This window comes from Actinoallomurus purpureus (assembly GCF_024055795.1).
GTDB lineage: Bacteria > Actinomycetota > Actinomycetes > Streptosporangiales > Streptosporangiaceae > Actinoallomurus > Actinoallomurus purpureus.
On the sequence record NZ_JAMXMY010000011.1, the window covers coordinates 141,393 to 166,705 of the forward strand.

Consider the following 25,313-nt stretch of genomic DNA (forward strand, 5'->3'; position numbering starts at 1 on the left):
GGTTGGCTCATGGTGGATGCCGGAGCAGTGGTCGACCTGCTGAAGGACGCGCGTGATCGGCGCACCGCGCCGTTGATCCTCGAACTCGACCTCACCGACGGGATCGTCGAAGGGCCGCCCGCCGACCCGGTGTCCGCGGTGCTGTCGATGCGCCGGGCGCACTTGCGCGACGTGCTCGAGGGGCTGCGGAAGGGCCGTTCGGACCCGCGGGTGAAGGCACTCCTCGTCCGGATCGGCGGCAACCGGCTCGGTCTCGCCGTCGCCCAGGAGCTGCGGGCGGCCGTCCAGGCCTTCCGCGACGCGGGGAAGCTGACCGTGGCCTGGGCCGAGTCCTTCGGCGAGGTCGGCCGCGGCACCGTCCCCTACTACCTCGCGACCGCCTTCGAGCGGATCTACCTGCAGCCGTCCGGGGACCTGGCGCTGACCGGCGTCGCGCTCGAAGAGCCCTTCTTCAACGAGGCGCTCGAGAAGGCCGGGATCACCCCGCGCTTCGCCAAGCGGCACGAGTACAAGACGGCCGCGAACACCTTCACGGAGCGCTCGTACACCCCCGAGCACCGGGAGATGTCCGACCGGATCGTCTCCTCCGTCGGCGAGCAGGTGGTCGCGGGCGTGGCCGCCGGGCGCGGTCTGCCGGAGGAGCGCGTCCGCGAGCTGATCGACCAGGCGCCGCTGCTGGGCGCCGAGGCCCTCGAGGCCGGGCTGGTCGACCGGCTGGCCTACCGCGACGAGGTCTACGCCGAGGTGCGCGAGGCGGCCGGCGGCTCCGGCGGGGAGGTCCGGCTGCGCTACGTCGCGCGCTACAACCGCGGCCAGGGGGTGACCAAGCGGATTCCGCGCCCGCAGCAGGACGTCGTCGCCCTCATCCAGGGGCACGGACCGATCCGGCTGGGCCGCAGCGGCCGCAGTGTCCTGCCCGGTCAGAGCGCGTCGATCGGCTCGGACACGGTCTCGGCGGCGTTCCGGGCGGCGGCCGGGGACGAGAAGGTCAAGGCGATCGTCTTCCGGATCGACAGCCCCGGTGGTTCGTACGTCGCCTCGGACGCGATCTGGCGCGAGGTCGTCCTCGCCCGCAAGACGGGTAAGCCCGTCATCGTGTCGATGGGCAACGTCGCCGCGTCGGGCGGCTACTTCGTCGCGGCCCCCGCCGACACCATCGTCGCCCAGCCGGGCACGCTGACCGGGTCGATCGGGGTCGTCTTCGGCAAGCCGGTCGTCGGCGACCTGCTCGGCCGGCTCGGGATCGGGCTCGGCAGCGTCGAGCACGGCGCGCACGCCCGGATGTACGCGCCGACACGTGACTTCACCGACGAGGAATGGGCGCGGGTCAACACGTTCCTCGACCGGGTGTACGACGACTTCGTCGGCAAGGTCGCCGAGGGCCGTGCGCTGTCCCGCGAGCGCGTGCACGAACTGGCCCGTGGCCGCGTGTGGACCGGTGCGGACGCCCACGAGCGCGGCCTGGTCGACGAACTCGGCGGGCTGGCGCACGCGATCGACCTGGCCAGGAAGAAGGCGGGGCTGCCCGTGGACGCGCCGGTGCGCGCGTACCCCCGTGTCTCGCCGCTCGACCGCCTGCGCCCGGCGGAGTCCAGCGACGACCGTACGGCGGCGAGCGCGCGCGTGGACGCCTGGGGACCGATCACCGGGGTCGCGACGCGTCTGGGCCTGCCCTCCGGCGGCCCGCTCATGCTCACCGGCGCCTGGGAGATCCACTGATGGGAGCCGGCCGGAGGACCCGGCCGTCCGCGCCGGCCGCGCAGTGACCGAGGGGGAGGTTCCGGGAGCCGACGTCACCGACGCACTGGCGACGTTCGCGACCGGCGTGGTGATCGTCACCGTGCGCGACGGGCGCGACGACATCGGCACGACGCTGACCGCCTTCTCGTCCGTCTCCCTCGACCCGCCGATGGTGCTGATCGGGGTCGGCGCCGCCTCATACCTCAGCGAGGTCCTGCACCGGTGCGACCGCTGGGCCGTGACCGTGTTGTCCGCGGGCCAGCGGGCGATCGCTGGCCGGTTCGCCGCGGCGGGCCGGCCGAGCGCCCGGTTGCTGATCGCCGGGGAGGCCCACCACCGCGGCCCGCGATCCGGTGCGCTCGTGATCGACGGCGGATCGGCCGCCCTGGAGTGCGAGACCCGGCAGCGCGTCACCGGGGGTGACCATGCGCTGTTCATCGCCGAGGTCCTCACGGTCGACTACGTCGACACCGGGCGGCCGCCGCTGATCCGCGTCAACCGCCGATACCGCTGACAAGAACGGATCACGGCGAGCAGCGCGACAGTCCGCGTTCCCAGGGCGCGAACGGGACCAACGGCAGGCGGCCCCGGGCATCGGCCGCAGCCCTTCTGTACCGCCGGGTATCCATTCCCAAAAGCCACCTATCTGCGCAGATGCCGTTTACGGCGACTTGTCATCCTTTCCTTGTCACATGTCACCGTAGGACATGTTCACGAGTTATTCGTGACACTTGTCCCTAGGCGGCCCATCGAGTGCCCTGACATTCTCCTTCTCGTAACACCCGGGAAATCTCCCGACCAGGCCACTCCCGAGCAAGGGACGCACCGGTGGAAAAGCAGTACGAGTCGTATTGCCGGAAAGACAGGCTCTTCTATGACGTCCTGGACGGACGGGAGCGCCCGGCTTTCGCCATCGCCGATGAGCCTCTTCCCGAGGGATGGCAGCGGATCCGCCGAAACGAATGGCTCGTCTACGTCCCGCCGGCACAGAAGATTCCCCAGCAGGGCTGGAAGATCCACGTTTCGGCGTGTCACGACAACGCCGAGGACGTGCTGATCCGAGTGCGGGATCACTGCGTTCCCCAGGGCGTTTCCTTCAAGCATCTGCGCAGTCCTGACGTCCTGCTGATGCGGAACGCGAAATACGCGGCGCGCGGTGGAAGCGGGAAACTCGTCACCATCTATCCGCGCGATGAGGCCGAACTCGAACGGATTCTCCATTCTCTCGGCGAGATCCTGGCGGGCGAGGCCGGGCCGTACATTCTCACCGACCTCCGGATCGGTGACGGCCCGCTGTACGTACGCTACGGCGGCTTCACCGAGCGCCACTGCATGGACGAGGACGGGCGGCTCGTCTCGGCCATCGAGGACGCCGACGGCCGGCTCGTGCCCGACCGCCGCGATCCGGTGTTCCGGGTGCCCGACTGGGTGACCGTCCCCGCCTGCCTGCGGCCGCACCTGGACGCGCGCAACGCCGTGACCATGGCCGACCTGCCGTACCGGATCACTGAGGCCCTGCACTTCTCCAACGGCGGGGGCGTCTACGCCGCCGAGGACACCCGTACGGGCGAGCGCGTCGTGCTGAAGGAGGGCCGGCCGCACGCCGGACTGGCCGCCGACGGCGCCGACGCCGTCACCCGGCTCCGCCGCGAGCGCGACATGCTGCAGCGACTGTCCGGGATCGACGGTGTGCCCGCGGTACGCGACTACTTCACCCTCGGCGACCACCACTTCCTCGTCCAGGAGTTCGTGGAGGGGCGCCCGCTCAACACGTTCTTCGCCGAACGGCACCCGCTGCTCGATCCCGAGCCCGATGCGGAACGGATCGCCGAGTACACCGCGTGGGCGCTCAAGGTCTACGAGACCACCGAACGCGTCGTCGAGGCCGTCCACGCACGCGGGGTCGTCTTCAACGACCTGCACATGTTCAACATCATGGTGCGCCCGGACGACACGGCCGCACTGATCGACTTCGAGACGGCCGCCCCGGCTGCCGACGAGGGCCGGCAGATCCTCGCCAACCCCGGCTTCCTCGCCCCACCCGACCGCCGGGGCACCGCCGTCGACCGGTACTGCCTCGCGTGCCTCAAACTGGCGCTGTTCGCGCCGCTGACCACGTTGTTCCAGCTCGACCGTACGAAGGCCGCCCACCTGGCCCAGGTGATCGCCGAACGGTTCCCGCTGCCCGAGGGATTCCTCGAGTCGGCCGTCGCGGAGATCTCCCGCGACGCGGCCACAGGAACCCGGCTCGTCGGCCCCAGCCCGCGGATCACGGCCGACCCGGCCGGCTGGGAGGACGCGCGCTCGGCGCTGAGCACGGCGATCCTCGCCAGCGCCACGCCCGATCGCGACGACCGGCTCTTCCCCGGCGACATCCAGCAGTTCGGCGACGGCGCGCTCGGCCTGGCGTACGGCGCGGCGGGCGTCCTGTACGCCCTGGACGTCACCGGCTGCCCGGTCGACCACCAGGACTGGCTGATCGAGCACGCCGAGAACCCGGAGCCCGGCACCGGCCTCGGCCTCTACGACGGCCTGTACGGCGCGGCCTTCACGCTGGCCCATCTCGGTCACCTGGACGCGGCGGCCACCGTCGTCGACATCTGCCTCAGTGAACGGTGGGAGCGTCTCGGCATCGACCTGTACGGCGGGCTGCCCGGGGTGGCACTGGCCCTCGAGCACCTCGCCGGCCCGCTGGCGGCCCCGGCCCTGCGGGACGCGGGGGCGCGGGCGGCACAGCTCGTCGCCGACCAGGTCGTGGCCGCGACGGGCGCCCACGCCCGGCCCGGTCTGCTGCGGGGCATGTCCGGCCCGGCCCTGATGTTCATCCGCCTCTACGAGGGCACCGGCGACTCGAACCTCCTCGACCTGGCCGCCACGGCCATCCGGCTGGACCTCGACCGGTGCGTCACCGACAAGAACGGCGCCCTCCACGTCGACGAGCGCTCGCGCATCCTGCCGTACCTCGGCCGGGGAAGCGTCGGAATCGGCCTCGTCATCGACGACTACCTCGCCCATCGTGAGGACGAGCGGTTCAGCGACGCCCGTGAGGCGATCCGGCGCGCCGCCCTGTCGGTCTACTACGCCCAGTCCGGGCTGTTCAGCGGGCGCGCGGGGATGCTGCTGCACCTCGCCCGGCAGGGCGATCCGCGGGCGGCGGCGCACATCCGCGACCTGGCCTGGCACGCCGTCTCATGCGAGGGCGGCCTGGCCTTCCCCGGAGAGCACCTGCTCCGGCTCTCGATGGACCTGGGCACCGGGACCGCCGGCGTCCTGCTCGCGCTCGGCGCGGCACTGCACGACCGGCCGGTCCACCTGCCGTTCCTGGCGGCACCAGAGCACCCCGCGAGAACCCTCGCGGGCGTCGGAGACACGACCACGGCGAGGAGGTGAAACACGATGACGCTTCTCGACATGCAGGGCATGGAGTCCACCCCGGGTGGTGGCGGCGAGACCAACAGCAGCCTGAGCCTGCTGTGCCACAGCTCGCACAGCATCACCATCTGCCTCTGATGATCGACTCATGGTTCCGGGATCCATGGCCCGGGTCATGAAGGCAGGGAGACCGATGACGGCGAGCAGGCTCGTGATTCGGGCGGTCCGCGACGGCGGCGTCTGGGCGAGCCTGCTCGCCGTCACCTCTTTGCTGCGGGCGGGGGCCGAGACGCTCCTGCCGGCCGTCCTCGGCCGCGCCGTGGACGGTGTCCTGCACGATGGCGGGACGTCCGCCTGGCCGCTCGGCTATGCCGCCCTGGTGGCCGCCGCCATGACCGGGGACGTCCTGACCGAACTCGCGATCGGGACCAGCGCGGCCGCCGCCACCGCACGGATGCGGCACCGCTTCGTACGCCGCCTGCTGGCCCTCGGCCCGGCCACCGGGCCGTCGTCGCCCGGTCTCGCGGCGGGCGACGTGACCAGCCGCGCCGTCACGGCGACCGCGGACACGGGCCTCGCCCCGTCCGCCCTCATCCTCGCGGTCACCGCCGTCCTGCCCCCCGTCGGCGGGGTGATCGCCCTCCTCCTGCTCGACCCCTGGCTCGCGCTGACGTTCGCGCTGGGCCTGCCGGCGATCATCGCGGTGCTGAACGCGTTCGTCCGGAACACCTCCGCCGTCGTCGGCCGCTATCTGACCGTCCAGGGCACCATCGCCGCCCGGCTCGTGGAGGCCCTGGCCGGCAACCGGACGGTCGCGGCCGCCGGAACGGCCGACCGCGAGACCGCCCGGATCCTCGCGCCCCTTCCCGAGCTCGCCGAACACGGCCACATGACGTGGCGGATACAGGCGGCGACCGCCGGGCGGGGCACACTCGCCGTTCCCCTGCTGCAACTCGCGGTCCTCGCCGTCGCCGGGTACGAGCTGGCCGCCGGGCGGCTGAGCGCGGGCGGCCTGCTCGCCGCCACCCAGTACGCCGGGCTGGGCGCCGACATCGGGCCCGTGATCACCCAGCTCGGCCGGCTGGCCCGCGCCCGCGCCGGAGCGGCCCGCCTGTTCCCGGTGCTCGAACGGAGGCCGCCGGCCCATGGCTCCGCTCCACTGCCGACAGGCGCCGGCCGCCTGGAGTTCCGCGGGGTGTCGGCCGCCCCGGTGCTGAACCGACTGGACCTGGCCGTCCCCGGCGGCCGGGCCGTCGCCGTCGTCGGCCGATCGGGGTCGGGCAAGTCGCTGCTGGCCGCGCTGGCCGGCCGCCTCACCGAACCGGACGCGGGCGAGATCCTCCTCGACGGCGTCCCGCTGCGCGACCTGAGCCGCGCGGCACTACGGAACGCGGTCGGATACGCGTTCGCGCGGCCCGTCCTCTTCGGGGCGACGATCGCCGAGGCGATCGGCGGGGACGCCGCCGCGGCGGCGCGTGCCGCCCGGGCGGACGGCTTCATCCGCCGCCTGCCCGACGGCTACCGGACCCCTCCCGATGCCGCCCCCCTCTCCGGCGGCGAACTGCAGCGGCTCGGCCTGGCCCGGGCGTTCGCCCACCCTGGACGGATACTGATCCTCGACGACGCCACGTCGAGCCTCGACACCGTGACCGAGGTCGAGATCGCCGACGTCCTCACGCGCGACCCGCGCACCCGCCTGATCATCGCGCACCGGGCGGCGACGGCGGCCCGTGCCGACCTGGTGGCCTGGCTCGACGGCGGCCGGATCCGCGCCTGCGCCCCGCACCACGAGCTGTGGGCCGACCCGGAGTACCGGGAGGTGTTCCGCTGATGGCGGGGCGGGGACGTGTCGGCGGCATGCGGGTGCTGGTCGCCGCCGTACGCCGCCATCCCCGCGAGACGGCGCTGCTCGCGGCGTGGTCGGCGGTCGAGGCGGCGCCCGTCCTCGTCTTCGGCCGGTCCGTCGCGGGCGCCACCGACGCGTTCCTGGCCCACCGCATGGGGGCGGGGCTGGCCTGGCTGGCCGCGCTCGCCGTCGCCGCGGCGGCCGGTGCCGTCGGCAGCGCGGGGGCATACCGGCCGCTGGCCGGGATCGTCGAGCCGCTGCGGGACGGGCTGGTCCGGCACGTCGTTCGCGGCGCCGTCCACGAGGCCGTCCGTACGGGGCGTCAGGGCGACGCCGCCGTCGCCCGGCTCACCCAGCATGTGGAGATCGTCCGCGACACGTTCGCGGGGCTGCTGGTGGTGGTCCGCGGCTTCGTGTTCACGCTGGCGAGCGCGCTGATCGGGCTGACGGCCCTGATGCCGGTGACGCTCCTCCTCGTGGTGCCGCCGGTCGCGGCCGGGCTCGGCCTGTTCCTCTGCATGGTGTCCCGGGCGATGACCCGCCAGCGCGAGCTGATCCTCGCCGAGGAGCGGATCGCCGGGTCGGCGACCGCGCTGGCCGCCGGGCTACGGGACATCGTCGCCTGCGGCGCCGAGGACGTCATGGCGGCCGAGATCGGGCGGCTGATCGATGCTCAGGCCGCCGCCGCCCGGTCCGTGGCGCGCCTGGCCGCCGCCCGGACGATCGCGCTGGCCGTCGGCGGCCGGCTGCCGCTGCTGGCCATCGTCGCGGCCTCGCCGTGGCTGCTGCGCCACGGCGCGACCCCCGGCGCGGTGCTCGGCGCGCTCACCTACGTCCTGCAGGGGCTGACCCCGGCGCTGCACGCCGCCATCCGTGGCCTGGGCGGCAGCGGGCTGCGCCTGGCGGTGACACTCGACCGCCTGATCGAGGCCGGTGACGTCCCGGCCGTGCCGCGTCCCACCGGGCCCGGCGGCGAGTTGCGGCTGTCCGGCGTGACGTTCGCGTACGGGCCGGAGGCCGCGCCGGTGATCGACGACCTGTCCCTGACGGTGCCCGACGGCGACCACCTGGCGGTCGTCGGCCCGAGCGGCATCGGCAAGTCGACTCTGGCCCTGCTCATCGCCGGGCTGCTCACGCCGGCGCGCGGCATCGTACGCCTGGGCGGCACGCCCGCCTCGGAGGTCACCCCGGACGCCCGCGCGCTGATCCCGCAGGAGGCGTACGTCTTCGGCGGCACGCTGCGGGAGAACCTGTGCTACCTGCGCCCGGACGCGGGGAACGGCGAACCGGGCACCGGCGACCCCGTGCTCGACGCCGCGGCGGCGGCCGTCGGCCTGACGGCCCTCGTCGAACGCCTCGGCGGGTACGGCGCCGAATTCGACCCCGCCGCGCTGTCGGCCGGGGAACGCCAGCTCGTCGCGCTGACCCGTGCCTACCTGTCCCCGGCGCGGCTCGTCGTGCTGGACGAGGCGACCTGCCACCTCGACGCCGCGGCCGAGGAGCGCGCCGAACGGGCCTTCGCCGCGCGGCCGGGCGCCGTCATCGTCATCGCGCACCGGATGACCTCCGCCCGGCGTGCCCGGCGCGTGCTCGTGCTCGACGGCACACGCGCCTGGCTCGGCCGCCACGACGAACTGCTGACCCGCTGTGGGCCGTACCGGGACCTGCACGGGCACTGGGCGGCGGACGCGGCGCCAGGCCGCTCAGAGCCACCCCGCGTCGTCGGCGATGCGGATGGCGTCGACGCGGTTGCGGGCCCCGATCTTGCGGATGATCCGCGACACGTGGTTCCGGACGGTACGGACCGAGAGGAACAGATGGTTCGCGATCTCGGCGGATGACGCCCCCTGCGCGGCCAGCCGCAGGACGTCCAGCTCGCGGTCGGTCAGGGGGCTCTCGACCGTCTCCAGGGCGGCGAAGGCCAGCTCCGCGTCGATGACGCGCTCGCCCTGGGCCACCCGCCGCACCGCGTCGGCGAGGTCCTTGGGCGGCGTGTCGATCATGAGGTAGCCCGTCACCCCGGCGGCCACCGCGCGGCGCAGGTCGCCCGGTCGGCGGCGGTCCGCCATGATGACGATGCCGCACGAGGGCAGCTCGTCGTGCAGCGCGCGCGCGACCTCGAAGCCGTCCCCGCCCACCAGGCCGGCGCCGATCAGGGCGACGTCCGGGTCGATTTCGAGGGCGGTGGGCACCGCCTTGTCGGCTGATTCTAAGACGGCGGCGACCGACATCTCGGGTTGAGCGTCGAGCAGGGCGACGAGCCCGCCGCGGACGAGGTTCGTATTCTCCACGATGAGAACGCGTATCATCTCCGCCTCTCGGCATTTTTCGATTTCGTCGAGCAGCATTTCTCCGCGCACTCGTGAAATCTCTTCCACGCCGGATCAGGCGATCGTGTCGTCGGCGACCACGCATGAGAGACGGACGTCAGGCAGCAAGCGGCCGTGCGTGTACATCAGAGGGCTCCCGAGGGGCTGGGGGCGATCCCTTCCAGAGTGGATGACGAACGGTTAACAGTCAATCCCGGATCGTGGCCGCCTCGGGCCGGGAGCGTCAGTGAATACTTGCCCGGCAAGATCAATTAATAAAAATATTGACCGGTATCATTTCTCGACTGTCATACGGGGAGTCCGGATCTCCATACCCTCGCCACCTGCGGCACACCGGGCCGGTACGCCAGATGGATGTGCGACGGAGCGTCGAGCAGGAGCACATCGGCCCGCGCGCCGGGCCGCAGATGGCCCACGTCGGTCCGGCGCAGCGCCCGCGCGCCGCCCTCGGTGGCCGCCCGTACGGCCTCCTCCGGCGTCATGCGCATCTCCCGCACCGCCACGGCGACGCAGAACGCCATGCTGGAGGTGTAGCAGGAGCCCGGATTGCAGTCGGTGGCGAGCGCGACGCTCACCCCGGCGTCGATGAGCCGGCGGGCGTCGGGATAGGGCTGGCGCGTGGAGAACTCCACGCCGGGCAGCAGGGTCGCCACCGTGTCGGAGTCCGCCAGCGCGGCGACGTCGGCGTCCGACAGGTACGTGCAGTGGTCGGCGGACGCGGCGTCGTACTCCACCGCGATCTGGACACCGGGGCCGTGACCGAGCTGGTTGGCGTGCAGGCGCGGGGTCAGCCCGGCGGCCCGGCCCGCGGCCAGGATCTCCCGGGTCTGGTCGGCGTCGAACGCCCCCCGCTCACAGAACACGTCGATCCACCGCGCGTACGGGGCGCACGCCTCCAGCATCTCGCCCGTGACGAGCCGGACGTACTCGCCGGCGTCCGTCCCCGCCGGAACGACGTGCGCGCCGAGGTAGGTGACCTCGTCGACGAGCTCGGCCGCGATCCGCACCGCGCGCTCCTCGTCGGCGACGGTCAGGCCGTACCCGGACTTGCACTCCACGGTCGTCGTGCCCTGCCGGGCCATCTCCGTCACCAGCCGCCGAACGTTGCCGCGCAGCTCGTCGTCGGAGGCCGCGCGGGTCTTCGCGACCGTCGTGCGGATGCCCCCGGCGGCGTACGGCCGCCCGCTCATCCGCGCGGCGAACTCCTCCGCGCGCTCCCCCGCGAACACCAGGTGCGCGTGCGAGTCGACGAACCCGGGCAGCACCGCCCGCCCGCCCGCGTCGTGCATCTCATCGGCGGCCGGCGCTTCAGCGGCAGGTCCCGCCCACGCGATCCGCTCGCCGTCGATGACCAGCGCGGCGTCGCGCATCAGCCAGCGCTCCTCGTCCGCACCGGCCAGCTCCCCGATATTCGTGATCACGATGCTCACACACGCCTCCGGCTCCCTCGGTCCGTGCATCGCCAGCATCGCACCCGAAGCCGATCGCCGACCGCGCATGGAGCGCGACACCGTCTGACATCCGAGATGGTCCGAGCTCCACGATTCACTCGCGGTGCAGCAGGATGTGCAGCAGCGTGTCGAGATAACGCTTGCGGTCGGCCCTGTCGGCGGGGAGCACGTCAGGAGCGGCGTACATCAGATGGGTCTGGCCCAAGTGGCTGGTGTAGATCAGGACGCCACGGCGGCGCGCCTCGTCGGGCGGGAAACCGAAGTCGACGAGGATCTGCGTCACGTAATCGATACGGCGCTCGGTGACCCGCCGCAGTGCGGCAGCGACCTGCGGATGCCTTACATGGCCCAGCAGCATGACTTCGACCGGGTCCCCGTCGGTCGCCGCGGGGACCGTCTTGAACAGATTCCGCAGTCGGCGTTCCGGGTCGGGCTCGTCGTCCACCGCCTTGATGACACCCTCGGTGTTGAGGTCCTCCCAGCGCTTCAGCACGGCGTCGATCAACGCTTCCCTGTTGGGGAAATGCCAGTAGAAACTGCCCTTGGTGGCCTTGAGCCGCTTCGCGAGCGGCTCGACGGCCACCGCGGCCAGGCCGCCCTCACCCAGGGCGGTCAGCGCCGCGTCCACCCAATCCTGCGCCGTCAGCCGCCGGCCGCCGCTCTTGCCCTGCTCCTTAGCCACGGCCGCACACTACCGCCGCGACCACCCTCGCGGCCGGTCCAGCACTCCGGCGTCTGTCAGGAACCGGAACCAGAGGCGAAGGAAACGATGATGAGGATCGCCGCACCCCCGTTGCAAATACCCCCCAGAACAATTCCACTGATCGCGAATCCACGACCGCGGTCGCCGTCCCGTTTGATCTGGCGAAGCGCGGAGATGCCGAGGATCACCCCGAAAAGGGAGAGGCACCCGGTCAGGCCGAAGATGAAGCCGGCAACGGCCAGCCCACTCATCTTGTCGCCCGTCGGACGGCGTGAGGGCGGCGGTCCGTACGGTTGCTCACCGGACGTGGGCATGGGCGGCCGGCCCTGCGAACCCCAGTTCGGATTCTCATTCGGGTGACCGGCGCCGGACGAGTCGAAATTGGGCGGGTATGCCATAAGGAGTCAGCTCTCTAATTAAGGAGAAGGCGCGTTCTTTCGAACCTTTACTCTCAGTGTTGGCGAATGAGCCAATCATGTACCGCACGAATGGACCGCCATACCGTACCGTATGGCAATCTGGGCCCAAGTGGCCTGCTGTCCCAGGCGACCGATGACGCCGCGCCGCCCCACTCCGGCGGCTCGAGTGGCGCAGCAGCAACGTAAGCGGGCGACCATCCCTCGCTCACCGTCTTATTGGTCTGCGTGGCGCCTCCGATGGCGCGGATCGTGACGACGTCGCCCGCCTTCACGGCCGTGCCCTTGTAAACGCGCTCGACGCGAACCTGGATCGGCGTGTAGACGCGACGTCGCCATCATCCGCCGCACGGCACCGGACGCGCGCCTGGGTCGACGGACTCTGTGACCGCGCAGTCTGGCCTTCGCCGTCAGGCGGCCTGGTGCTGGAAGGTGCGGCGATAGGCCGTGGGCGTGATGCCGAGGGCGTCACGGAATCGGGCGCGCATGTTGGCGCCGCTGCCGAGGCCGCACCGGATGGCGATCTGTTCCACCTGGAGGTCGGTGGTCTCCAGGAGTTCTCGCGCGCGGTTGATGCGGGCGGTCAGGAGCCATTGGTGGGGGCTGACGCCGGTTTCCTCGCGCCATAGGCGGGTCAGGGTGCGTGGGGAGACGCCGGCATGGTCGGCGAGCTTTGGGATGCTGAGGTCTTCTTCAAAGCTGCGCAGGGCCCACTCACGGGTGTCGGTGAGCGTGGTGGCCTGGGGGGTGGGGAGGCTCCTGTTGATGTATTGGGCCTGTCCGCCGTCGCGGTGCGGGGCGGCGACGAGCTCCCGGGCGATGTCGTTCGCGACGGCTGCGCCGAGGTCTTTGCGGACCAGGTGCAGACACAGGTCGATGCCGGCCGTGACGCCCGCGGAGGTCAGGATGGTGTCGTTGTCGATGTAGAGGACGTTGCGGTCGACGCGCAGCCGGGGGTAGAGCTCTTCGAGGTCATCCGCGCTGGCCCAATGGGTGGTGACGGTGCGGCCGTCGAGCAGTCCGGCCGAGGCGACGGCGAAGGCGCCGGTGCAGATGGAAGCGATGCGTATCCCGGCGCGGCCGGCGAGCTTGAGAGCGGCCCTCACTCGTGGGTGCGGAGGGCGCCGGAAATCCTCGAAGCCCGGGACGATGATCGTGTCCGCATCGGCGAGCGCCTCGAGACCCGCGGTCAGCCCGAGGGTGAAACCGGCGCTCGTGGTCACGGTCTCGTCGGTGTCGCCGCACACGGTGAGCTCGTAGGGGGTGTTCGGACGGGCGTTGAAGATCTGCGTCGGGATCCCCAGATCCATGGGCAGCACGCCGTCGACCGCCAGGACCATGACCCGGTGCATGCTCATGGCCGCAATATTACGTCCGACACCAATGTCGCAGGGAGGCGCCATGCCCTGACCCAGGGATGTTCCCGGGATAAATCCACTGATCAAGCCGCTGATCGTGTGACCGGAAAGCAAGGGCCCATCCGCACCGTTCTGGCCCAAAAGATGCGCATGCTGGCATATGAGCCGTGGCCTGGAAGGGAGGTCCCGGAGCAGGATCGAAGAGCGAGCGCGGGGGCAGCCGACTCCACACACCGGTGGAGCGGCCCGAGAGCCCCGGCCGTGGACGAGGAGCCGGCAATGACTTCGCAGAATGTGGTGGGCCGCTTCTTCGACGTGCAGGGCGGCCAGGTGTACGCCCACGTCCGTGAGGGTGACGGCCTGGCGCTGATCTTCCTGCACTACTGGGGAGGCTCACGGCGCACCTGGATCCCGGTGCTGCAGCGTCTGGATCCCGGGCAGGGCTTCGTGGCCTACGACCAACGTGGATGGGGCGACTCCACGAGCGTGCCGGGACCTTACGACCTGGAGCAGCTCGCGGACGACGCGCAGCGGGTCGTTGACGCGCTCGGATACTCCCGCTATGTGCTGGTCGGGCATTCCATGGGCGGCAAGGTGGCTCAGATGCTGGCCGCACGCAAGCCCGCCGGTCTGAGGGGAGTCGTCCTCGTGGCGCCCGCGCCGCCCGCGCCGATCGGCGTGACCGAGCAGGTGCAGGAGACGGTTTCCCACGCCTACGACAACGAGGAGGCGATTCTTCAGAGCATCGACCTGATGCTGACCCGCAGCGGGCTGACTCCCGAGCTGCGCCGGCAGGTGGTCGAGGACAGTCTGCGCGGCGGCGACGAGGCCCGTCTCGAGTGGCCGCGCCAGGGCCTGGTCCAGGACGTGTCGGCCGGCGTCTCAGCCATCGAGGTGCCGGTGCTGGTTCTCGCGGGCAGCCACGACAAGGTCGACCCGCCGACCGTGCTCGCCGACCACCTGCTGCCGCTGGTCCCGACCGCCACGCTGACCGTCCTGAAGGACACCGGCCACCTCTCGCCCCTTGAGGTGCCCGACCAGGTGGCCGCGCACATCGGCGCGTTCGTCGCCCAGCTGTAAGCGCAGCACTCCAGCCGCACATCCCCCCGTGTGGCGATCGGCTGTCGCTCCACGTGCCGTGCAGCCGCACCCCCCATACCCGGCACGCGTGAGCACGCCGCCCGGCCACCGTGCCGATCTGCCCCGGACCGGGGCCCAGCCCAAATGAAGGAGACACATCATGACCACCGACGCACACCCGTCCGCCTTCGAGCAGCTCGACCTCCCCGACACGAGCCTCGCCCGGGACACATACGCCTATGCGGCACAGGCCACGCCTGCCTTCATTCACGATCACTGCGTCCGCAGCTACGTCTTCGCCCGTGCCCATGCCCAGAACCAGGGTCTGCGCGCCGGTACCGACTACGACGACGAACTGCTGTTCGTCAGCTGCGTCCTGCACGACATGGGACTGAGCGAGGAGGGCAACGGCGACCAGCGTTTCGAAGTCGACGGCGCCGACATCGCAGCGGCATTCCTGCGCGAGCGTGGTGTCGAGGAACGGCGTATCGCCGTCGCCTGGGACGCCATCGCTCTGCACACCTCGGACGGCATCGCCTCGCGGAAGGGCACGGAGGTGGCGCTGGCCCAGGCGGGTATCGCCACCGACATCCTCGGAGTCCAGCGTGAGAGCCTTCCGCCCGGCCTCGCCGACGAAGTGCACGCCCTGCTGCCGCGTCAGGACCTGGCCTACGGGTTCAGCGACGCCATCATCACCCAGGCCAAGATCAAGCCCCACAAGGCGCCCCCGACGACCTTCCTGGGCGACCTGCTGCGTCGCCACCTGCCCTACGGTGCCTATCCCAGCTGGTACGACCTGATCGCCGCGGCCGGCTGGGGCGACAAGCCGGTCGGCGTCACCGCCCGGCGCCGCGCCGAGACGCCCCAGCAGGTGGGGACCTTGTTCATGGAGTACCTGGAGGCCGGTGACATCGAGGGTCTGGTGTCGCTCTACGAGCCGAACGCCCACTTCGTCCCCACTCCCGGAACCCACCTGGTGGGCACGGACGCCATCCGCAAGGCCATGCAGCAGATGGTCGACAGCGGTGCCCGCCTCAAGCTCGAACCGCGCGAGATCCGACAGGTCGACGACGTCGCCCTGGTGTCGAACAACGCCATCCTCACCGGGGTCGGACCGGAGCCGGTGGTCTCCACCACCACCGAGATCCTCCGACGCCAGCCGGACGGCGGCTGGGTTCACGTCGTGGACGACCCGTTCTTCAGCTGACCGCGTCGGGCGACCTGGGCACGGAAGCACAGGCCGCCCGCCCCTCCCAGGGCTCAGCGGGCATCTGATCAATGTTCAGGATGCTGTGAGGGATGGTCCGGCGGCTCGAGTGGCGCAGCAGCAACGTAAGCGGGCGACCATCCGCGAGGTGGCTAAGACGACGGGCCTTTCGCCCGCCGCGACACCCGGCAGCTGCGCGACCAGCGCGTCGACGGCGACGACCACGAGACGCGTCGAGGGTGGCCGCCACGGCATGCGTGGCGGCCACCCTCGGCCGATCGCGGATTCCTACCGGAGCCGGGCCAGCCGCTGCCGGAGAACGGTGGCGCTGCTGACCTTCGCCGGAGTCTTCAGGCTGCGGACCTGCCGGCCCTTGGCGTCGTAGGCGAAGGAGAAGTTCGGCGTGAGGGCGCGGAGCCCGTCGCCGGCGTCGACCATCGGCTGGGTGAACAGCGCGAGCCGCAGGCCAGGGGTGAAGCTGGACGGTGCGGGCCCGAGTTCACTCACCGTCTTATTGGTCTGCGTGGCACCTCCGAGGGCGCGGATCGTGACGACGTCGCCCGCCTTCACGGCTGTGCCCTTGTAAACGCGCTCGACGCGAACCTGGATCGGCGTGTAGACGTAGTCGATTGTGCTGCCGCCGGCGAGGTGCCGGACCACGTGACGCGCCGGTCCGGAGCCGTTGACGACGGCGTCGAAGACCTCCGAGTTACCGCTGAATTGAACGGCGCTCGTGGCGTCGTCGCTCAATTCGAACCCGTCGATATGGGTCGTCGTCTGCGTGACCGGCTTCGGAGGCTGACCGCTGACGACCGCGTAGCCGGTGCCCACGCCAAAGGCGGTCACGGCGGCGCACCCGCCGATGATGATGAACCGCTTCATATGTGAGTTCCCGTCTCCTCAGTAGAGCTTAGCTATTCCGGCCTTGTCGTCCGAATTCGGGTACCGCTTCTTCGTCCACGTGACATTCATCACGCTGGCCTTCTCCGCCTTCGTCATGGCGCCACCGTCGCATGCCCACGGGTGGGACAGGCCGCTGGCGTGACCCATCTCGTGCACGGCGACGGTCCAGACGTCGGTCTTGCGCCGCCCCTGGTTCATGGTGCCCGACGTGTTCCACTTGAACCGGCTGTTGAGCTCCACGGCGGCGGTGAAGTGCCGGGTGTGCGTCCTGTCCTTCTTGACCCCGAGCGTAATCCCCGCCACGTCGGGAAGGCCGACACTGGCGAAGTCGATCCGCGAGATCGTGTACTCGGGGTTCGGGAGATTGCTGCGCATGTAGGGGCCGGCGTACTTCAGCTTGGAGCCCCTGATTCCGTTCCACTGGCGCGTGGCGTTCTTGATGGAGCCGTCCCAGGACCTTGGAATGGTCGTACGGCCGTAGAGGGTGTAGGTGTCGTACTTCCAGCGGTTGATCTGGGTGAGACAGTACGCGTGGGCCGGTGTGGCCGTTATAGCTACAACGGCCACGGGGGCAACGGCCACAGCAGCCGCCATTCCGAGGCTTGCGAGTCGTCGCATTTACCCGCCTTTATAGAATTAGATGAAAACGCGATCGATGATCACCATCGCATGTTCGAATGAATGCACCTTCACAGGTCGGCAAGGATCACACCCCGAACGAATCCAAGGAGAATGTGCGTTCTTCCGAACCTTCGCTCCCAGGGGGACGAATGAGCGAATCATGTACCGCGCGAATGGACAACCATACGGTACCGTATGGCAATCCGGAACTCAAGCGGCCTACTGTTCCAGGCGGCGTGCTGACAGCGGGATGCCGGTGGGATGACAGCGGCCCGGTCCATCGTCGGCGTCATGCATGAGACAGAGACCTATGTGCTCATCGCCGGAGCCGGCCCGACCGGCCTGACCCTGGCCTGTGACCTCGCCCGCCGTGGCGTCGGCTTCCGGATCGTCGACCGGGAGCCCTACACCGGATCGCGCGCCGCACCTGCAGCGGCCCCAATATCCGGATACGCATGGCGGGACGAGCATAGATCCCCGGCGTCCCCGGCGCCCCCCGCGCCGCGCGGCACGCCGGCATGAGACGCTCGGCGGATCTCTCAACTGCGCAGCGCGTGGGAGCCAGATCGTCGCAGGCCGGCTGTTCAACGAAGGTCGGGGAAGCGTTCGCCAGAGCGCGCCGGCCAGGCCGTACGGGGTCAGGCGGCGGCCGGTTCGGCATTCTCGTGGGCGTAGGTACGGATCCAGGTGATCAGGCCGTCCCGGACTCTGGTGATCATCACGATGTCGGTGGTGAACAGGGCGTCGGTGGTGAACCTGCGGCCGTGCAGCCGATATTCGGTGATGACGACCTCGGCGTCGGCCGTCTCGTGGATGGTGACCTGGTCGATGCCGGTGAACTCCTGGATCTTCACCCCGGCGGCCAGGTGCGCCCGGAACGTCTCTCGCCCCACCTCGCGCACGGGCGCGCCGGGCGGTGCGGTCGGAGCCTCGAAGATCGCGTCTTCGGTGAACAGGTCGGCCATTTTCTCGGTGGGTCCCGTGGCGGTGAGGGACACCAGGGTTTCGATGACTGCGCGGGGGGCGATGGCGGGCATTGGCGTCTCCTCTTAGCTCGCGAACAGTAAGCGGGGCGCTTGCCCCGATTAGGAAGATACGGGGCGTGCGCCCCGCTTGTCGAGGCGAGCCCAGGCTCGAACAGAGCCCGGCCGAACGGCCGACAGAGGACGTACGCGCTGCGGGGGCCGCTGCCAGCCCTCTTCGACTCGCCACCTCCCGCACGTGATCAGCGATCAGGCAACCACCCGCAGGCCGTCGATGATGACCGTCAGGCCCAAGCCCTGAGAACCGGGCGGGAGACGCTGCTCCATGGCAAGCGCCCCCGCGATGATCGCGTGGAGCTCGTCCGCGTCGATGTCCGGCCGGACGGCTCCGGCCGCCTGCGCGCGGGAGAGGAGGACCGTCACGGCCTCCTGCAGGCCACGGCCGGCCTCGAGGACGTCGCCGACGTTCGACGGGTCGGTCAGCGCCGCCGAGACGGCGAGGTTGTGCCGCGACTCGGCGGCCAACTGCCGCAGGAAGGCGAAGAACGCCTGCCCCGGATCGGCGGCGTCGACGAACCCCCGCGCGGCCACCGTCAGCTCCTCCAACCGGTCGACGATGACCGCCTTGAGCAGCTCGTCCTTGGTCGGAAAATGACGGTGCACCGTGCCTGCGCCCACGCCCGCACGACGAGCAATGTCGTCGAGGCTGACCGACGGCCCCTCGGCGGCGAAGGCCTCGCGGGCGGCGGACAGGACCCGCTGCCTGTTCCGGAGCGCGTCCGCGCGCGGCGGCCTGCGTTTCCGGGCGTCGGCTGATGTGTCGTCCGGCATGACTCCCTCAGATCCGTTGTAAACGGGGCGCTCGCCCCGTATATTCCTAACCGGGGCGCACGCCCCACTTTAGTCGACCCATGTGGGAGAGCTCATGATCGTGGTAACCGGTGCGAACGGCCACTTCGGCCGCCTCGTCATCGACCGTCTCCTGGCGCGAATGCCGGCCGACGAGCTGGCCGTCAGCGTCCGCGACCCCGCCCAGTCGACCCGGCTCTCCGACCAGGGCGTCCGGGTACGGCGCGGGGACTTCGACCACCCCGAGACGCTCCGCGACGCCTTCGCCGGGGCCTCAACGGTTTTGATCAACGCCACCAACTACGGCACCGCATCCGAGACGCGGGCCCGGCAGCAGGCGGCCGCCATCGACACCGCGCAAGCCGCCGGCGCCGGCCGCGTCGTGTTCACCAGCTGGCAGGACCTCGACCGCTGTCCACTCGACTTCATCAGCGACTTCACCGCGGCCGAGAAGCTGGTCGCCACATCTGGTGCCGGTTGGACGATCCTGCGCATGACGTTCGGGATGGCGGCATCCCTCGCCCGCGACGTCCGGTCCGCACAGGACACCGGCACCCTCACCGCACCGGCCGGCGATGCCCGCGCCACCCCGGCGGCGGTCACGGATCTCGCAGAGGCGACCGCCAACGTCCTCATCGAGGAGGGGCACGACGGGCGAACCTATGAGCTGACCGGCCCGAACTCGATCAACTGGCATGATCTGGCGTCTCTCGCGAGCACGCTGGCCGGTCGGGACATCCACTACCGCCCGACCTCGGAGGAAGAGTGCCGCGCCCAGTGGGCGGCGGCCGGGTGGCCGGCGCAGGCGATCGAGATGCTGATCGCCTACTACGCCGCCTTCCGCTCCGGATGGGCCGGCACACCCCGCCCCGACCTGGCGGACCTGCTGCACAGACCGGCGACCTCCTCCCTCGACGCGGTCCGGCAGGCTCGACTCCCCTGAGGCCCAGACGGCGGGCGATCCGCTCTCTCACGAGTCCGAAGCCTCTTCGTCGGCCAGCGCGTCGGCGACGGTATGCGCCAGCTGAGCCTCCGTGGGCAACGCTGCCCGGACCTCCGCCGGCAGTGCGCCGTACTCATACGTGCTCACCGCCAGCGGCGAGCACATGGTCTTCAGAGTCAGGTCGACGACGGCGTCATTCCGCTGGGCGACGAGAAGGATGCCGATCGTCGGCTCGTCATGCACCGGGTCGCGAAGCTGCTGATCGATGGCGTTGACGTAGAACGTCAGCTTGCCGGCGGCCTCCGGAAGGAACTTGCCGATCTTCAGCTCGATGACGACGAAGCGGCGCAGACGGAAGTTGTAGAAGAGGAGGTCGCAGAAGAACTCGTCGCCATCGACCAGCAGGCAGTACTGCCGCCCGACGAACGCGAACCCCGTGCCGAGTTCCTGCAGGAAGTTGGCGATGTGCGCGACGAGCCGGTCTTCGAGGTCGCGCTCGTGCTTGGGCGCGTCGCCGATCCAGTCGATGATGTACGGGTCGCGGACCATCTGCTGGACGGCCTCACGCTGCTCCAGCGGCACGGTCTCGGCGAACGTCGTCGGCCCCGCACCGACGCGCTCATGGACCCGCGCCTTGATCATGTTGATGAGGATGTTCCGCGACCAGCCCTCCTCGACGACCCGGGCGGCGTAGAAGTCCCGGTCTGTGCGGTCATCGACCTGGTCGAGGAGCACAACGATATGGCCCCACGGAATTCTTCCAACAGCCTGTTGGAAGATCTCCGGCCACGCAGCGGCGAACGCCCGCATGTAGCGAAGGTTCGTCGGCGAGAACCCGCGAAGGTGCGGGTACGCGGTCTTCAGGTCCACGGAGAGACGTTGCACCACCTTGGCTCCCCAGCCCTTGTCGCGTTGGCGGTCGAGGATCAGGCGCCCGATGCGCCAGTAAAGCTCGATCATCTCCGCGTTGACGGCCAAGGCCGTGCGGAGGCGGGCCGTCGTGATCTCGCGCTTGATGTCGTCGAGCAGGTCGAGGTAGCCGTCTGGAATCGGGCCGTTCGTTGTCGATACGCGACGAGACATGTACACACCGTAGTGATCCGCGCTGACATCTCGCTCGGCGATTCGAAAGAACGAGCGAGTCAGCGGGTCACGCCGGCGATCGCGGCGGTCAGGGCGCGGGGGACGTCGTCGATGAGGCAGTGGTGGCCGTCGCGGACGATCTGCTTTCCGGAGACCATGACGTGGCGGACGTCGGCCGGGGAGGCGGCGAAGACGACCGACTCGGCGAGGTGGCCGGGGGCGGCGCCGGCCAGGCGTACGGAGTCCAGGTCGACGGTCACCAGGTCGGCGTACGAGCCGGGTTCGATGCGGCCCGCCTCGGGCCAGCCGAGCGCCGAGTGGCCGTTGCAGGTCGCGGCGGCCAGGAGCTCGCCGGCCGTCCAGTTGCCGCGCCTGCGGGTGTGGAGGCGTTCGTCGAGTTCGACCGCGCGGGCCTCCTCGAACAGGTCGATCATCGCGTGCTGGTCGGAGCCGAGCGAGAGCGGAGACCCGGCCGCGACCAGCTCACGTGCGGGCCCGATGCCGTCGGCGAGGTCGCGTTCGGTGGTCGGGCACATGCACACGCCGCTCTGGCTGGCGCCGAGCAGGCCGATGTCGTCGGCGGTGAGGTGGGTGGCGTGGACGGCGACGGTCCGGCCGCCGAGCGCGCGTTGGTCGGCCAGCAGCCGGGTGGGCGTCACGCCGTACGTCTCCAGGCACGCCTCGTTCTCGGCGGGCTGCTCGGACAGGTGGACGTGCAGCGGCGCGCGGCGCTGCCGGGCCCACTGGGCGACGGTCCGGATCTGGTCGCCGGGGACGGCCCGTACGGAGTGGATGGCCGCGCCGATCCGCGCGTGGTCGTCGGCGCGCAGCTCCGAGACTCGTTCGGCCCACGCGTCGGCGGTGCCGTCGCCGAAGCGCAGCTGCGGGCCTTCCAGGTCCTTGCCGATGCCGCCGGTCAGGTAGCAGGCGTCGAGCAACGTGATCCGGATGCCTGCCTCGCGGGCGGCCTGCAGCAGGGCCTCGCCGAAGGCGTTCGGGTCGGCGTACGGGGTGCCGCCCGGGCCGTGGTGGAGGTAGTGGAACTCGCCGACGCAGCTGATCCCGGCCAGGGCCATCTCGGCGTACACCGCCCTGGCCAGCGCGAGGTAGGAGTCGGGGTCGAGCCGCGCCGCGACCTCGTACATGTGGGTGCGCCAGGTCCAGAAGTCGCCCCGGCCCGCCTGTACCCGTCCGCGCAGCGCCCGGTGGAACGCGTGGGAGTGCACGTCGGCCATGCCGGGCAGCGTGAGGCCGGGCAGGCGTTCGGCGTCCGGCGGCGCGGGCACTCCGGGGGTGACCCGGACGAGCCGCTCCCCCGCGATCTCGATGAGGACGTCGGCGGCGACGCGGTCGCCGAGCCAGGCGTGTTCGGCGTGCAGTCTCATGAGGTGATCAGATTCTCCAGGACGGCGGCGAGCGCCTCGACCCCGGCGAGGCAGTCGCCGGTCTCGGCGTGCTCCTCGGGCGCGTGCGAGACGCCCGTGGGGTTACGGACGAACAGCATCGCGGTGGGGACGTGCGCCGACAGGATGCCCGCGTCGTGCCCGGCGCCGGTCGGCAGGACGGGCGCTCCGCCGAGCGTCGTGACGAGCCGGTCGCGCAGTTCGGTGCGGAAGTCCACGACCTCGGTGTAGGACTCCTCGGCCAGGGTCACCCCGACGCCGTGCTCGCCGGCGGCCTTCTCGGCGGCGGCGCGGATGTCCGCGACGGTCGCGCGGACGGCGGCGTCGTCCGGCGCCCTGGTGTCGAGCCAGGCCTGGACGGCGGACGGGATCGCGTTGACGCCGTTCGGAGTGACGCGGACCTTGCCCATGGTCGCGACCGCCTCGTGCCGGGCGGCGGCGTCGCGGGCGGCCAGCACGGTGTGCGCGAACGGCAGCATGGGGTCCCGGCGGTCCGGCAAGAGCGTGGTGCCCGCGTGGTTGCCCTGGCCGGTGAAGTCGAACCGCCAGCGCCCGTGCGGCCAGATCGCGCTCGCCACCCCGACGGGCGTCTGGAGGGCCCGGCCCTGCTCGACGTGGAGCTCGACGAAGCAGCCGATGCCGGCGAGGAGATCGGGGTCGGGTCCGATCGCCTCGGGGTCGTGTCCGTCGGCGGCCATGGCGTCGGCCCACGTCACGCCGTCGCCGTCGCGCAGGCCACGTGCCCGTACCGGGTCGATGGCGCCGGTCAGCAGGCGGGAGCCGAGGCAGGCGACACCGAACCGGGCGCCCTCCTCCTCGGCGAAGACGGCGACGCCGAGCGGCCGGGCCGGGGCCACGCCGCGCTCGCGCAGGAGGTCGATCGCGGCGAGCGCCGACACGACGCCGAGCGGCCCGTCGAACGCACCGCCGTCGGGCACCGAGTCCAGGTGGCTGCCGGTCAGCACGGCGTCCCGGCGAGCGGCGCCTCCGGGAACGTCCCACCAGGCGAAGAGGTTGCCGTTGCGGTCCTGCTCGAGGGTCAGCCCCCGGCGGTGCGCCTCCTCGGTGAACCAGGCGCGGCACTCCCGGTCGGCCGCCGTCCAGGAGAACCGCCGGTGGCCACCCCCGGAGACATGCCCGATCGGGAGCAGGTCCCGCCACATCGCTTCATAGCGCATTGCCTCTCCTCACGCAGGCGCCGCTCCGCTCACCATCCCATGCCGACGGGAGGCGAGCGGAGCGCAGGGATCGGTCTACTGCTCGTTCATCGGGACGCGGACGCCGCGCTCGGCCGCGACGTCGGCGGCGCGGTCGTACCCGGCGTCGACGTGCCGGATGACGCCCATCCCCGGGTCGTTGGTCAGCACCCGCTCCAGCTTCTGCGCCGCGAGCGGTGTGCCGTCGGCGACCGACACCTGCCCGGCGTGGATGGACCGGCCGATGCCGACGCCGCCGCCGTGGTGGATCGACACCCACGACGCGCCCGACGAGGCGTTGACCAGGGCGTTCAGCAGTGGCCAGTCGGCGATCGCGTCGGAGCCGTCGGCCATGCCCTCGGTCTCGCGGTACGGCGAGGCGACGCTGCCGGAGTCGAGGTGGTCGCGGCCGATGACGATCGGGGCGCTGATCTCACCGGTCTCGACCAGCTTGTTGAACTCCAGGCCGGCCCGGTCGCGTTCGCCGTAGCCGAGCCAGCAGATCCGCGCGGGCAGGCCCTGGAAGTGCACCTTCTCCTGCGCCATGCGGATCCAGCGGGAGAGGGGCTCGTTCTCGGGGAACAGGTCGAGGATCGCCTTGTCCGTACGGGCGATGTCCTTCGGGTCACCGGACAGCGCCGCCCAGCGGAACGGGCCCTTGCCCTCGCAGAACAGCGGCCGGATGTAGGCGGGGACGAAGCCGGGGAAGTCGAACGCGCGGGAGTACCCGGCGAGCTGCGCCTCACCGCGGATGGAGTTGCCGTAGTCGAAGACCTCCGCGCCGGCGTCCTGGAAGCCGACCATGGCCTCGACGTGCGTGGCCATCGACTCGCGTGCCCGGGTGGTGAAGCCCTCGGGGTCCTTGGCACGCTTGTCGGCCATGTCCTCGAAGGCGACGCCGCGCGGCAGGTAGCTCAGCGGGTCGTGCGCCGACGTCTGGTCCGTGACGACGTCGATCGGCGCGCCCGTCTCCAGCAGCCGCGGCACGATGTCGGCGGCGTTGCCGAGCAGGCCGATGGACAGCGGACGCCGGGCGTCGCGGGCCTCCACGGCCAGCCGCAGCGCCTCGTCGAGGTCGTCCACGCGCACGTCGCAGTACCGGTGCTCGACACGGCGGTCGATGCGGGAGGGGTCACACTCGACGCAGATCGCGACGCCGCCGTTCATGGTGACGGCGAGCGGCTGCGCGCCGCCCATGCCGCCGAGCCCGGCGGTGAGCGTGATGGTGCCGGCGAGGGAGCCGCCGAACCGCTTGGCGGCCACCGCCGCGAACGTCTCGTACGTGCCCTGCAGGATGCCCTGGGTGCCGATGTAGATCCACGACCCGGCGGTCATCTGGCCGTACATCGTGAGTCCGAGCGCCTCGAGCCGCCGGAACTCCTCCCACGTCGCCCACTGCGGCACGAGGTTGGAGTTGGCGATGAGCACGCGCGGCGCCCACTCGTGGGTGCGCATGACACCGACCGGCTTGCCGGACTGCACGAGCAGCGTCTCGTCGGCCTCGAGGGAGCGCAGCGAGCGGGCCATCGCGTCGAAGGCGTCCCACGAGCGCGCCGCCCGGCCGGATCCCCCGTACACGATGAGCTCGTCGGGGTGCTCGGCCACCTCCGGGTCGAGGTTGTTCATGAGCATGCGCAGGGCGGCCTCCTGCTGCCAGCCCTTGGCGCTGAGCGTCGTACCGCGCGGGGCGCGGACGGGGCGAGGACCCATGGTGTGCATCTCCTTCGAGGGGGTGTCCGGTGGATCTTGTTCGTAGCGAGCGGCGTCCAGAGTGTGCCTCGCAAGGCGGAGGAGGGAGGCAGCCTGGTGTTGGCTGCCGACCGACGACA

Annotated in this window: 22 protein-coding genes and 1 pseudogene; 10 read left to right on the forward strand and 13 right to left on the reverse strand. The window is 71.0% G+C overall.

The window, feature by feature from the left end; genetic code table 11:
- Positions 1-9 precede the first annotated feature (9 nt).
- The 6 genes and pseudogenes from sppA to NE236_RS21565 form a co-directional block, all read left to right on the forward strand.
- The gene (gene sppA, locus NE236_RS21540) at positions 10-1,719 is read left to right on the forward strand and encodes a signal peptide peptidase SppA (RefSeq protein WP_252843855.1); all 1,710 of its coding nucleotides are present in this window, start codon (positions 10-12) and stop codon (positions 1,717-1,719) included.
- Positions 1,720-1,762: 43 nt separating this feature from the next.
- The gene (locus NE236_RS21545; RefSeq protein ID WP_252843856.1) at positions 1,763-2,254 is read left to right on the forward strand and encodes a flavin reductase family protein; all 492 of its coding nucleotides are present in this window, start codon (positions 1,763-1,765) and stop codon (positions 2,252-2,254) included.
- Positions 2,255-2,568: 314 nt separating this feature from the next.
- The gene (lanKC, locus tag NE236_RS21550; protein WP_252843857.1) at positions 2,569-5,130 is read left to right on the forward strand and encodes a class III lanthionine synthetase LanKC; all 2,562 of its coding nucleotides are present in this window, start codon (positions 2,569-2,571) and stop codon (positions 5,128-5,130) included.
- Positions 5,131-5,136: 6 nt separating this feature from the next.
- On the forward strand, positions 5,137-5,250 hold the full coding sequence (locus NE236_RS21555) for a SapB/AmfS family lanthipeptide (protein ID WP_252806780.1): 114 nt from the start codon (positions 5,137-5,139) through the stop codon (positions 5,248-5,250).
- 55 nt (positions 5,251-5,305) lie between these two features.
- Positions 5,306-6,943: an ATP-binding cassette domain-containing protein gene (locus NE236_RS21560; RefSeq protein WP_252843858.1), complete on the forward strand. Its 1,638-nt coding sequence runs from the start codon at positions 5,306-5,308 to the stop codon at positions 6,941-6,943.
- A 656-nt stretch (positions 6,944-7,599) separates the two neighbouring features.
- Positions 7,600-8,421, forward strand: a pseudogene (locus tag NE236_RS21565) (ATP-binding cassette domain-containing protein); the annotation flags it as partial.
- A 240-nt stretch (positions 8,422-8,661) separates the two neighbouring features.
- Here the strand turns inward: NE236_RS21565 and NE236_RS21570 are convergent.
- The 5 genes from NE236_RS21570 to NE236_RS21590 form a co-directional block, all read right to left on the reverse strand.
- The gene (locus tag NE236_RS21570) at positions 8,662-9,249 is read right to left on the reverse strand and encodes a LuxR C-terminal-related transcriptional regulator (RefSeq protein ID WP_308209136.1); all 588 of its coding nucleotides are present in this window, start codon (positions 9,247-9,249) and stop codon (positions 8,662-8,664) included.
- Between the two features lie 326 nt (positions 9,250-9,575).
- The gene (hutI, locus tag NE236_RS21575; protein WP_372494405.1) at positions 9,576-10,748 is read right to left on the reverse strand and encodes an imidazolonepropionase; all 1,173 of its coding nucleotides are present in this window, start codon (positions 10,746-10,748) and stop codon (positions 9,576-9,578) included.
- An 85-nt stretch (positions 10,749-10,833) separates the two neighbouring features.
- Positions 10,834-11,421: a TetR/AcrR family transcriptional regulator gene (locus NE236_RS21580; RefSeq protein WP_252843860.1), complete on the reverse strand. Its 588-nt coding sequence runs from the start codon at positions 11,419-11,421 to the stop codon at positions 10,834-10,836.
- 56 nt (positions 11,422-11,477) lie between these two features.
- Positions 11,478-11,693: a DUF4190 domain-containing protein gene (locus tag NE236_RS21585; protein ID WP_252843861.1), complete on the reverse strand. Its 216-nt coding sequence runs from the start codon at positions 11,691-11,693 to the stop codon at positions 11,478-11,480.
- Between the two features lie 575 nt (positions 11,694-12,268).
- A complete protein-coding gene (locus NE236_RS21590; protein WP_252843862.1) occupies positions 12,269-13,216 on the reverse strand; it encodes a GlxA family transcriptional regulator in 948 nt (315 codons plus the stop codon).
- A 279-nt stretch (positions 13,217-13,495) separates the two neighbouring features.
- Between NE236_RS21590 and NE236_RS21595 the strand changes: the two genes are divergently transcribed.
- Together NE236_RS21595 and NE236_RS21600 are read left to right on the forward strand one after the other, a co-directional pair.
- Positions 13,496-14,296 (forward strand): alpha/beta fold hydrolase, encoded by an 801-nt coding sequence (locus NE236_RS21595; protein WP_252843863.1) that lies wholly within the window; start codon positions 13,496-13,498, stop codon positions 14,294-14,296.
- Positions 14,297-14,456: 160 nt separating this feature from the next.
- Positions 14,457-15,503, forward strand: a complete 1,047-nt coding sequence (locus tag NE236_RS21600) for a nuclear transport factor 2 family protein (protein WP_252843864.1) — start codon at positions 14,457-14,459, stop codon at positions 15,501-15,503.
- Between the two features lie 288 nt (positions 15,504-15,791).
- Here NE236_RS21600 and NE236_RS21605 read toward each other — a convergent pair whose 3' ends face one another.
- On the reverse strand, positions 15,792-16,385 hold the full coding sequence (locus tag NE236_RS21605; protein WP_252843865.1) for a hypothetical protein: 594 nt from the start codon (positions 16,383-16,385) through the stop codon (positions 15,792-15,794).
- A gap of 18 nt (positions 16,386-16,403) precedes the next feature.
- The gene (locus NE236_RS21610) at positions 16,404-17,024 is read right to left on the reverse strand and encodes a matrixin family metalloprotease (protein ID WP_252843866.1); all 621 of its coding nucleotides are present in this window, start codon (positions 17,022-17,024) and stop codon (positions 16,404-16,406) included.
- 294 nt (positions 17,025-17,318) lie between these two features.
- Here NE236_RS21610 and NE236_RS21615 point away from each other — a divergent pair, with 294 nt between their 5' ends.
- Entirely contained in the window at positions 17,319-17,549 is a 231-nt protein-coding gene (locus tag NE236_RS21615) for an FAD-dependent monooxygenase (protein ID WP_252843867.1), read from the forward strand.
- Positions 17,550-17,665: 116 nt separating this feature from the next.
- Here NE236_RS21615 and NE236_RS21620 read toward each other — a convergent pair whose 3' ends face one another.
- Positions 17,666-18,064 (reverse strand): nuclear transport factor 2 family protein, encoded by a 399-nt coding sequence (locus NE236_RS21620; protein WP_252843868.1) that lies wholly within the window; start codon positions 18,062-18,064, stop codon positions 17,666-17,668.
- A gap of 195 nt (positions 18,065-18,259) precedes the next feature.
- Complete coding sequence (locus NE236_RS21625; protein WP_252843869.1) at positions 18,260-18,841, reverse strand: TetR/AcrR family transcriptional regulator; 582 nt, start codon at positions 18,839-18,841, stop codon at positions 18,260-18,262.
- 94 nt (positions 18,842-18,935) lie between these two features.
- Between NE236_RS21625 and NE236_RS21630 the strand changes: the two genes are divergently transcribed.
- Positions 18,936-19,802: an NAD(P)H-binding protein gene (locus tag NE236_RS21630; RefSeq protein WP_252843870.1), complete on the forward strand. Its 867-nt coding sequence runs from the start codon at positions 18,936-18,938 to the stop codon at positions 19,800-19,802.
- A gap of 27 nt (positions 19,803-19,829) precedes the next feature.
- Here NE236_RS21630 and NE236_RS21635 read toward each other — a convergent pair whose 3' ends face one another.
- From NE236_RS21635 to hutU, 4 genes are all read right to left on the reverse strand, one after another.
- Positions 19,830-20,885, reverse strand: a complete 1,056-nt coding sequence (locus tag NE236_RS21635; RefSeq protein ID WP_252843871.1) for a PDDEXK nuclease domain-containing protein — start codon at positions 20,883-20,885, stop codon at positions 19,830-19,832.
- Between the two features lie 59 nt (positions 20,886-20,944).
- Positions 20,945-22,270 (reverse strand): formimidoylglutamate deiminase, encoded by a 1,326-nt coding sequence (locus tag NE236_RS21640; RefSeq protein WP_252843872.1) that lies wholly within the window; start codon positions 22,268-22,270, stop codon positions 20,945-20,947.
- The gene (locus tag NE236_RS21645) at positions 22,267-23,466 is read right to left on the reverse strand and encodes an allantoate amidohydrolase (RefSeq protein ID WP_252843873.1); all 1,200 of its coding nucleotides are present in this window, start codon (positions 23,464-23,466) and stop codon (positions 22,267-22,269) included. The genes NE236_RS21640 and NE236_RS21645 overlap by 4 nt, the downstream gene beginning before the upstream one ends.
- Positions 23,467-23,541: 75 nt before the next feature.
- On the reverse strand, positions 23,542-25,194 hold the full coding sequence (hutU, locus tag NE236_RS21650; protein ID WP_252843874.1) for a urocanate hydratase: 1,653 nt from the start codon (positions 25,192-25,194) through the stop codon (positions 23,542-23,544).
- Between the last annotated feature and the right edge of the window lie 119 nt (positions 25,195-25,313).

Bases quoted from the DNA above. Each gene is read 5' to 3' on its own strand.
- sppA (WP_252843855.1), top strand. From the start codon at position 10: ATGGTGGATGCCGGAGCAGTGGTCGACCTGCTGAAGGACGCGCGTGAT.
- NE236_RS21555 (WP_252806780.1), top strand. From the start codon at position 5,137: ATGACGCTTCTCGACATGCAGGGCATGGAGTCCACCCCGGGTGGTGGC.
- NE236_RS21560 (WP_252843858.1), top strand. From the start codon at position 5,306: ATGACGGCGAGCAGGCTCGTGATTCGGGCGGTCCGCGACGGCGGCGTC.
- hutI (WP_372494405.1), bottom strand. From the start codon at position 10,748: ATGCACGGACCGAGGGAGCCGGAGGCGTGTGTGAGCATCGTGATCACG.
- NE236_RS21585 (WP_252843861.1), bottom strand. From the start codon at position 11,693: ATGAGTGGGCTGGCCGTTGCCGGCTTCATCTTCGGCCTGACCGGGTGC.
- NE236_RS21590 (WP_252843862.1), bottom strand. From the start codon at position 13,216: ATGAGCATGCACCGGGTCATGGTCCTGGCGGTCGACGGCGTGCTGCCC.
- NE236_RS21595 (WP_252843863.1), top strand. From the start codon at position 13,496: ATGACTTCGCAGAATGTGGTGGGCCGCTTCTTCGACGTGCAGGGCGGC.
- NE236_RS21600 (WP_252843864.1), top strand. From the start codon at position 14,457: ATGACCACCGACGCACACCCGTCCGCCTTCGAGCAGCTCGACCTCCCC.
- NE236_RS21605 (WP_252843865.1), bottom strand. From the start codon at position 16,385: ATGAAGCGGTTCATCATCATCGGCGGGTGCGCCGCCGTGACCGCCTTT.
- NE236_RS21610 (WP_252843866.1), bottom strand. From the start codon at position 17,024: ATGCGACGACTCGCAAGCCTCGGAATGGCGGCTGCTGTGGCCGTTGCC.
- NE236_RS21615 (WP_252843867.1), top strand. From the start codon at position 17,319: ATGCATGAGACAGAGACCTATGTGCTCATCGCCGGAGCCGGCCCGACC.
- NE236_RS21620 (WP_252843868.1), bottom strand. From the start codon at position 18,064: ATGCCCGCCATCGCCCCCCGCGCAGTCATCGAAACCCTGGTGTCCCTC.
- NE236_RS21625 (WP_252843869.1), bottom strand. From the start codon at position 18,841: ATGCCGGACGACACATCAGCCGACGCCCGGAAACGCAGGCCGCCGCGC.
- NE236_RS21630 (WP_252843870.1), top strand. From the start codon at position 18,936: ATGATCGTGGTAACCGGTGCGAACGGCCACTTCGGCCGCCTCGTCATC.
- NE236_RS21635 (WP_252843871.1), bottom strand. From the start codon at position 20,885: ATGTCTCGTCGCGTATCGACAACGAACGGCCCGATTCCAGACGGCTAC.
- NE236_RS21640 (WP_252843872.1), bottom strand. From the start codon at position 22,270: ATGAGACTGCACGCCGAACACGCCTGGCTCGGCGACCGCGTCGCCGCC.
- NE236_RS21645 (WP_252843873.1), bottom strand. From the start codon at position 23,466: ATGCGCTATGAAGCGATGTGGCGGGACCTGCTCCCGATCGGGCATGTC.
- hutU (WP_252843874.1), bottom strand. From the start codon at position 25,194: ATGGGTCCTCGCCCCGTCCGCGCCCCGCGCGGTACGACGCTCAGCGCC.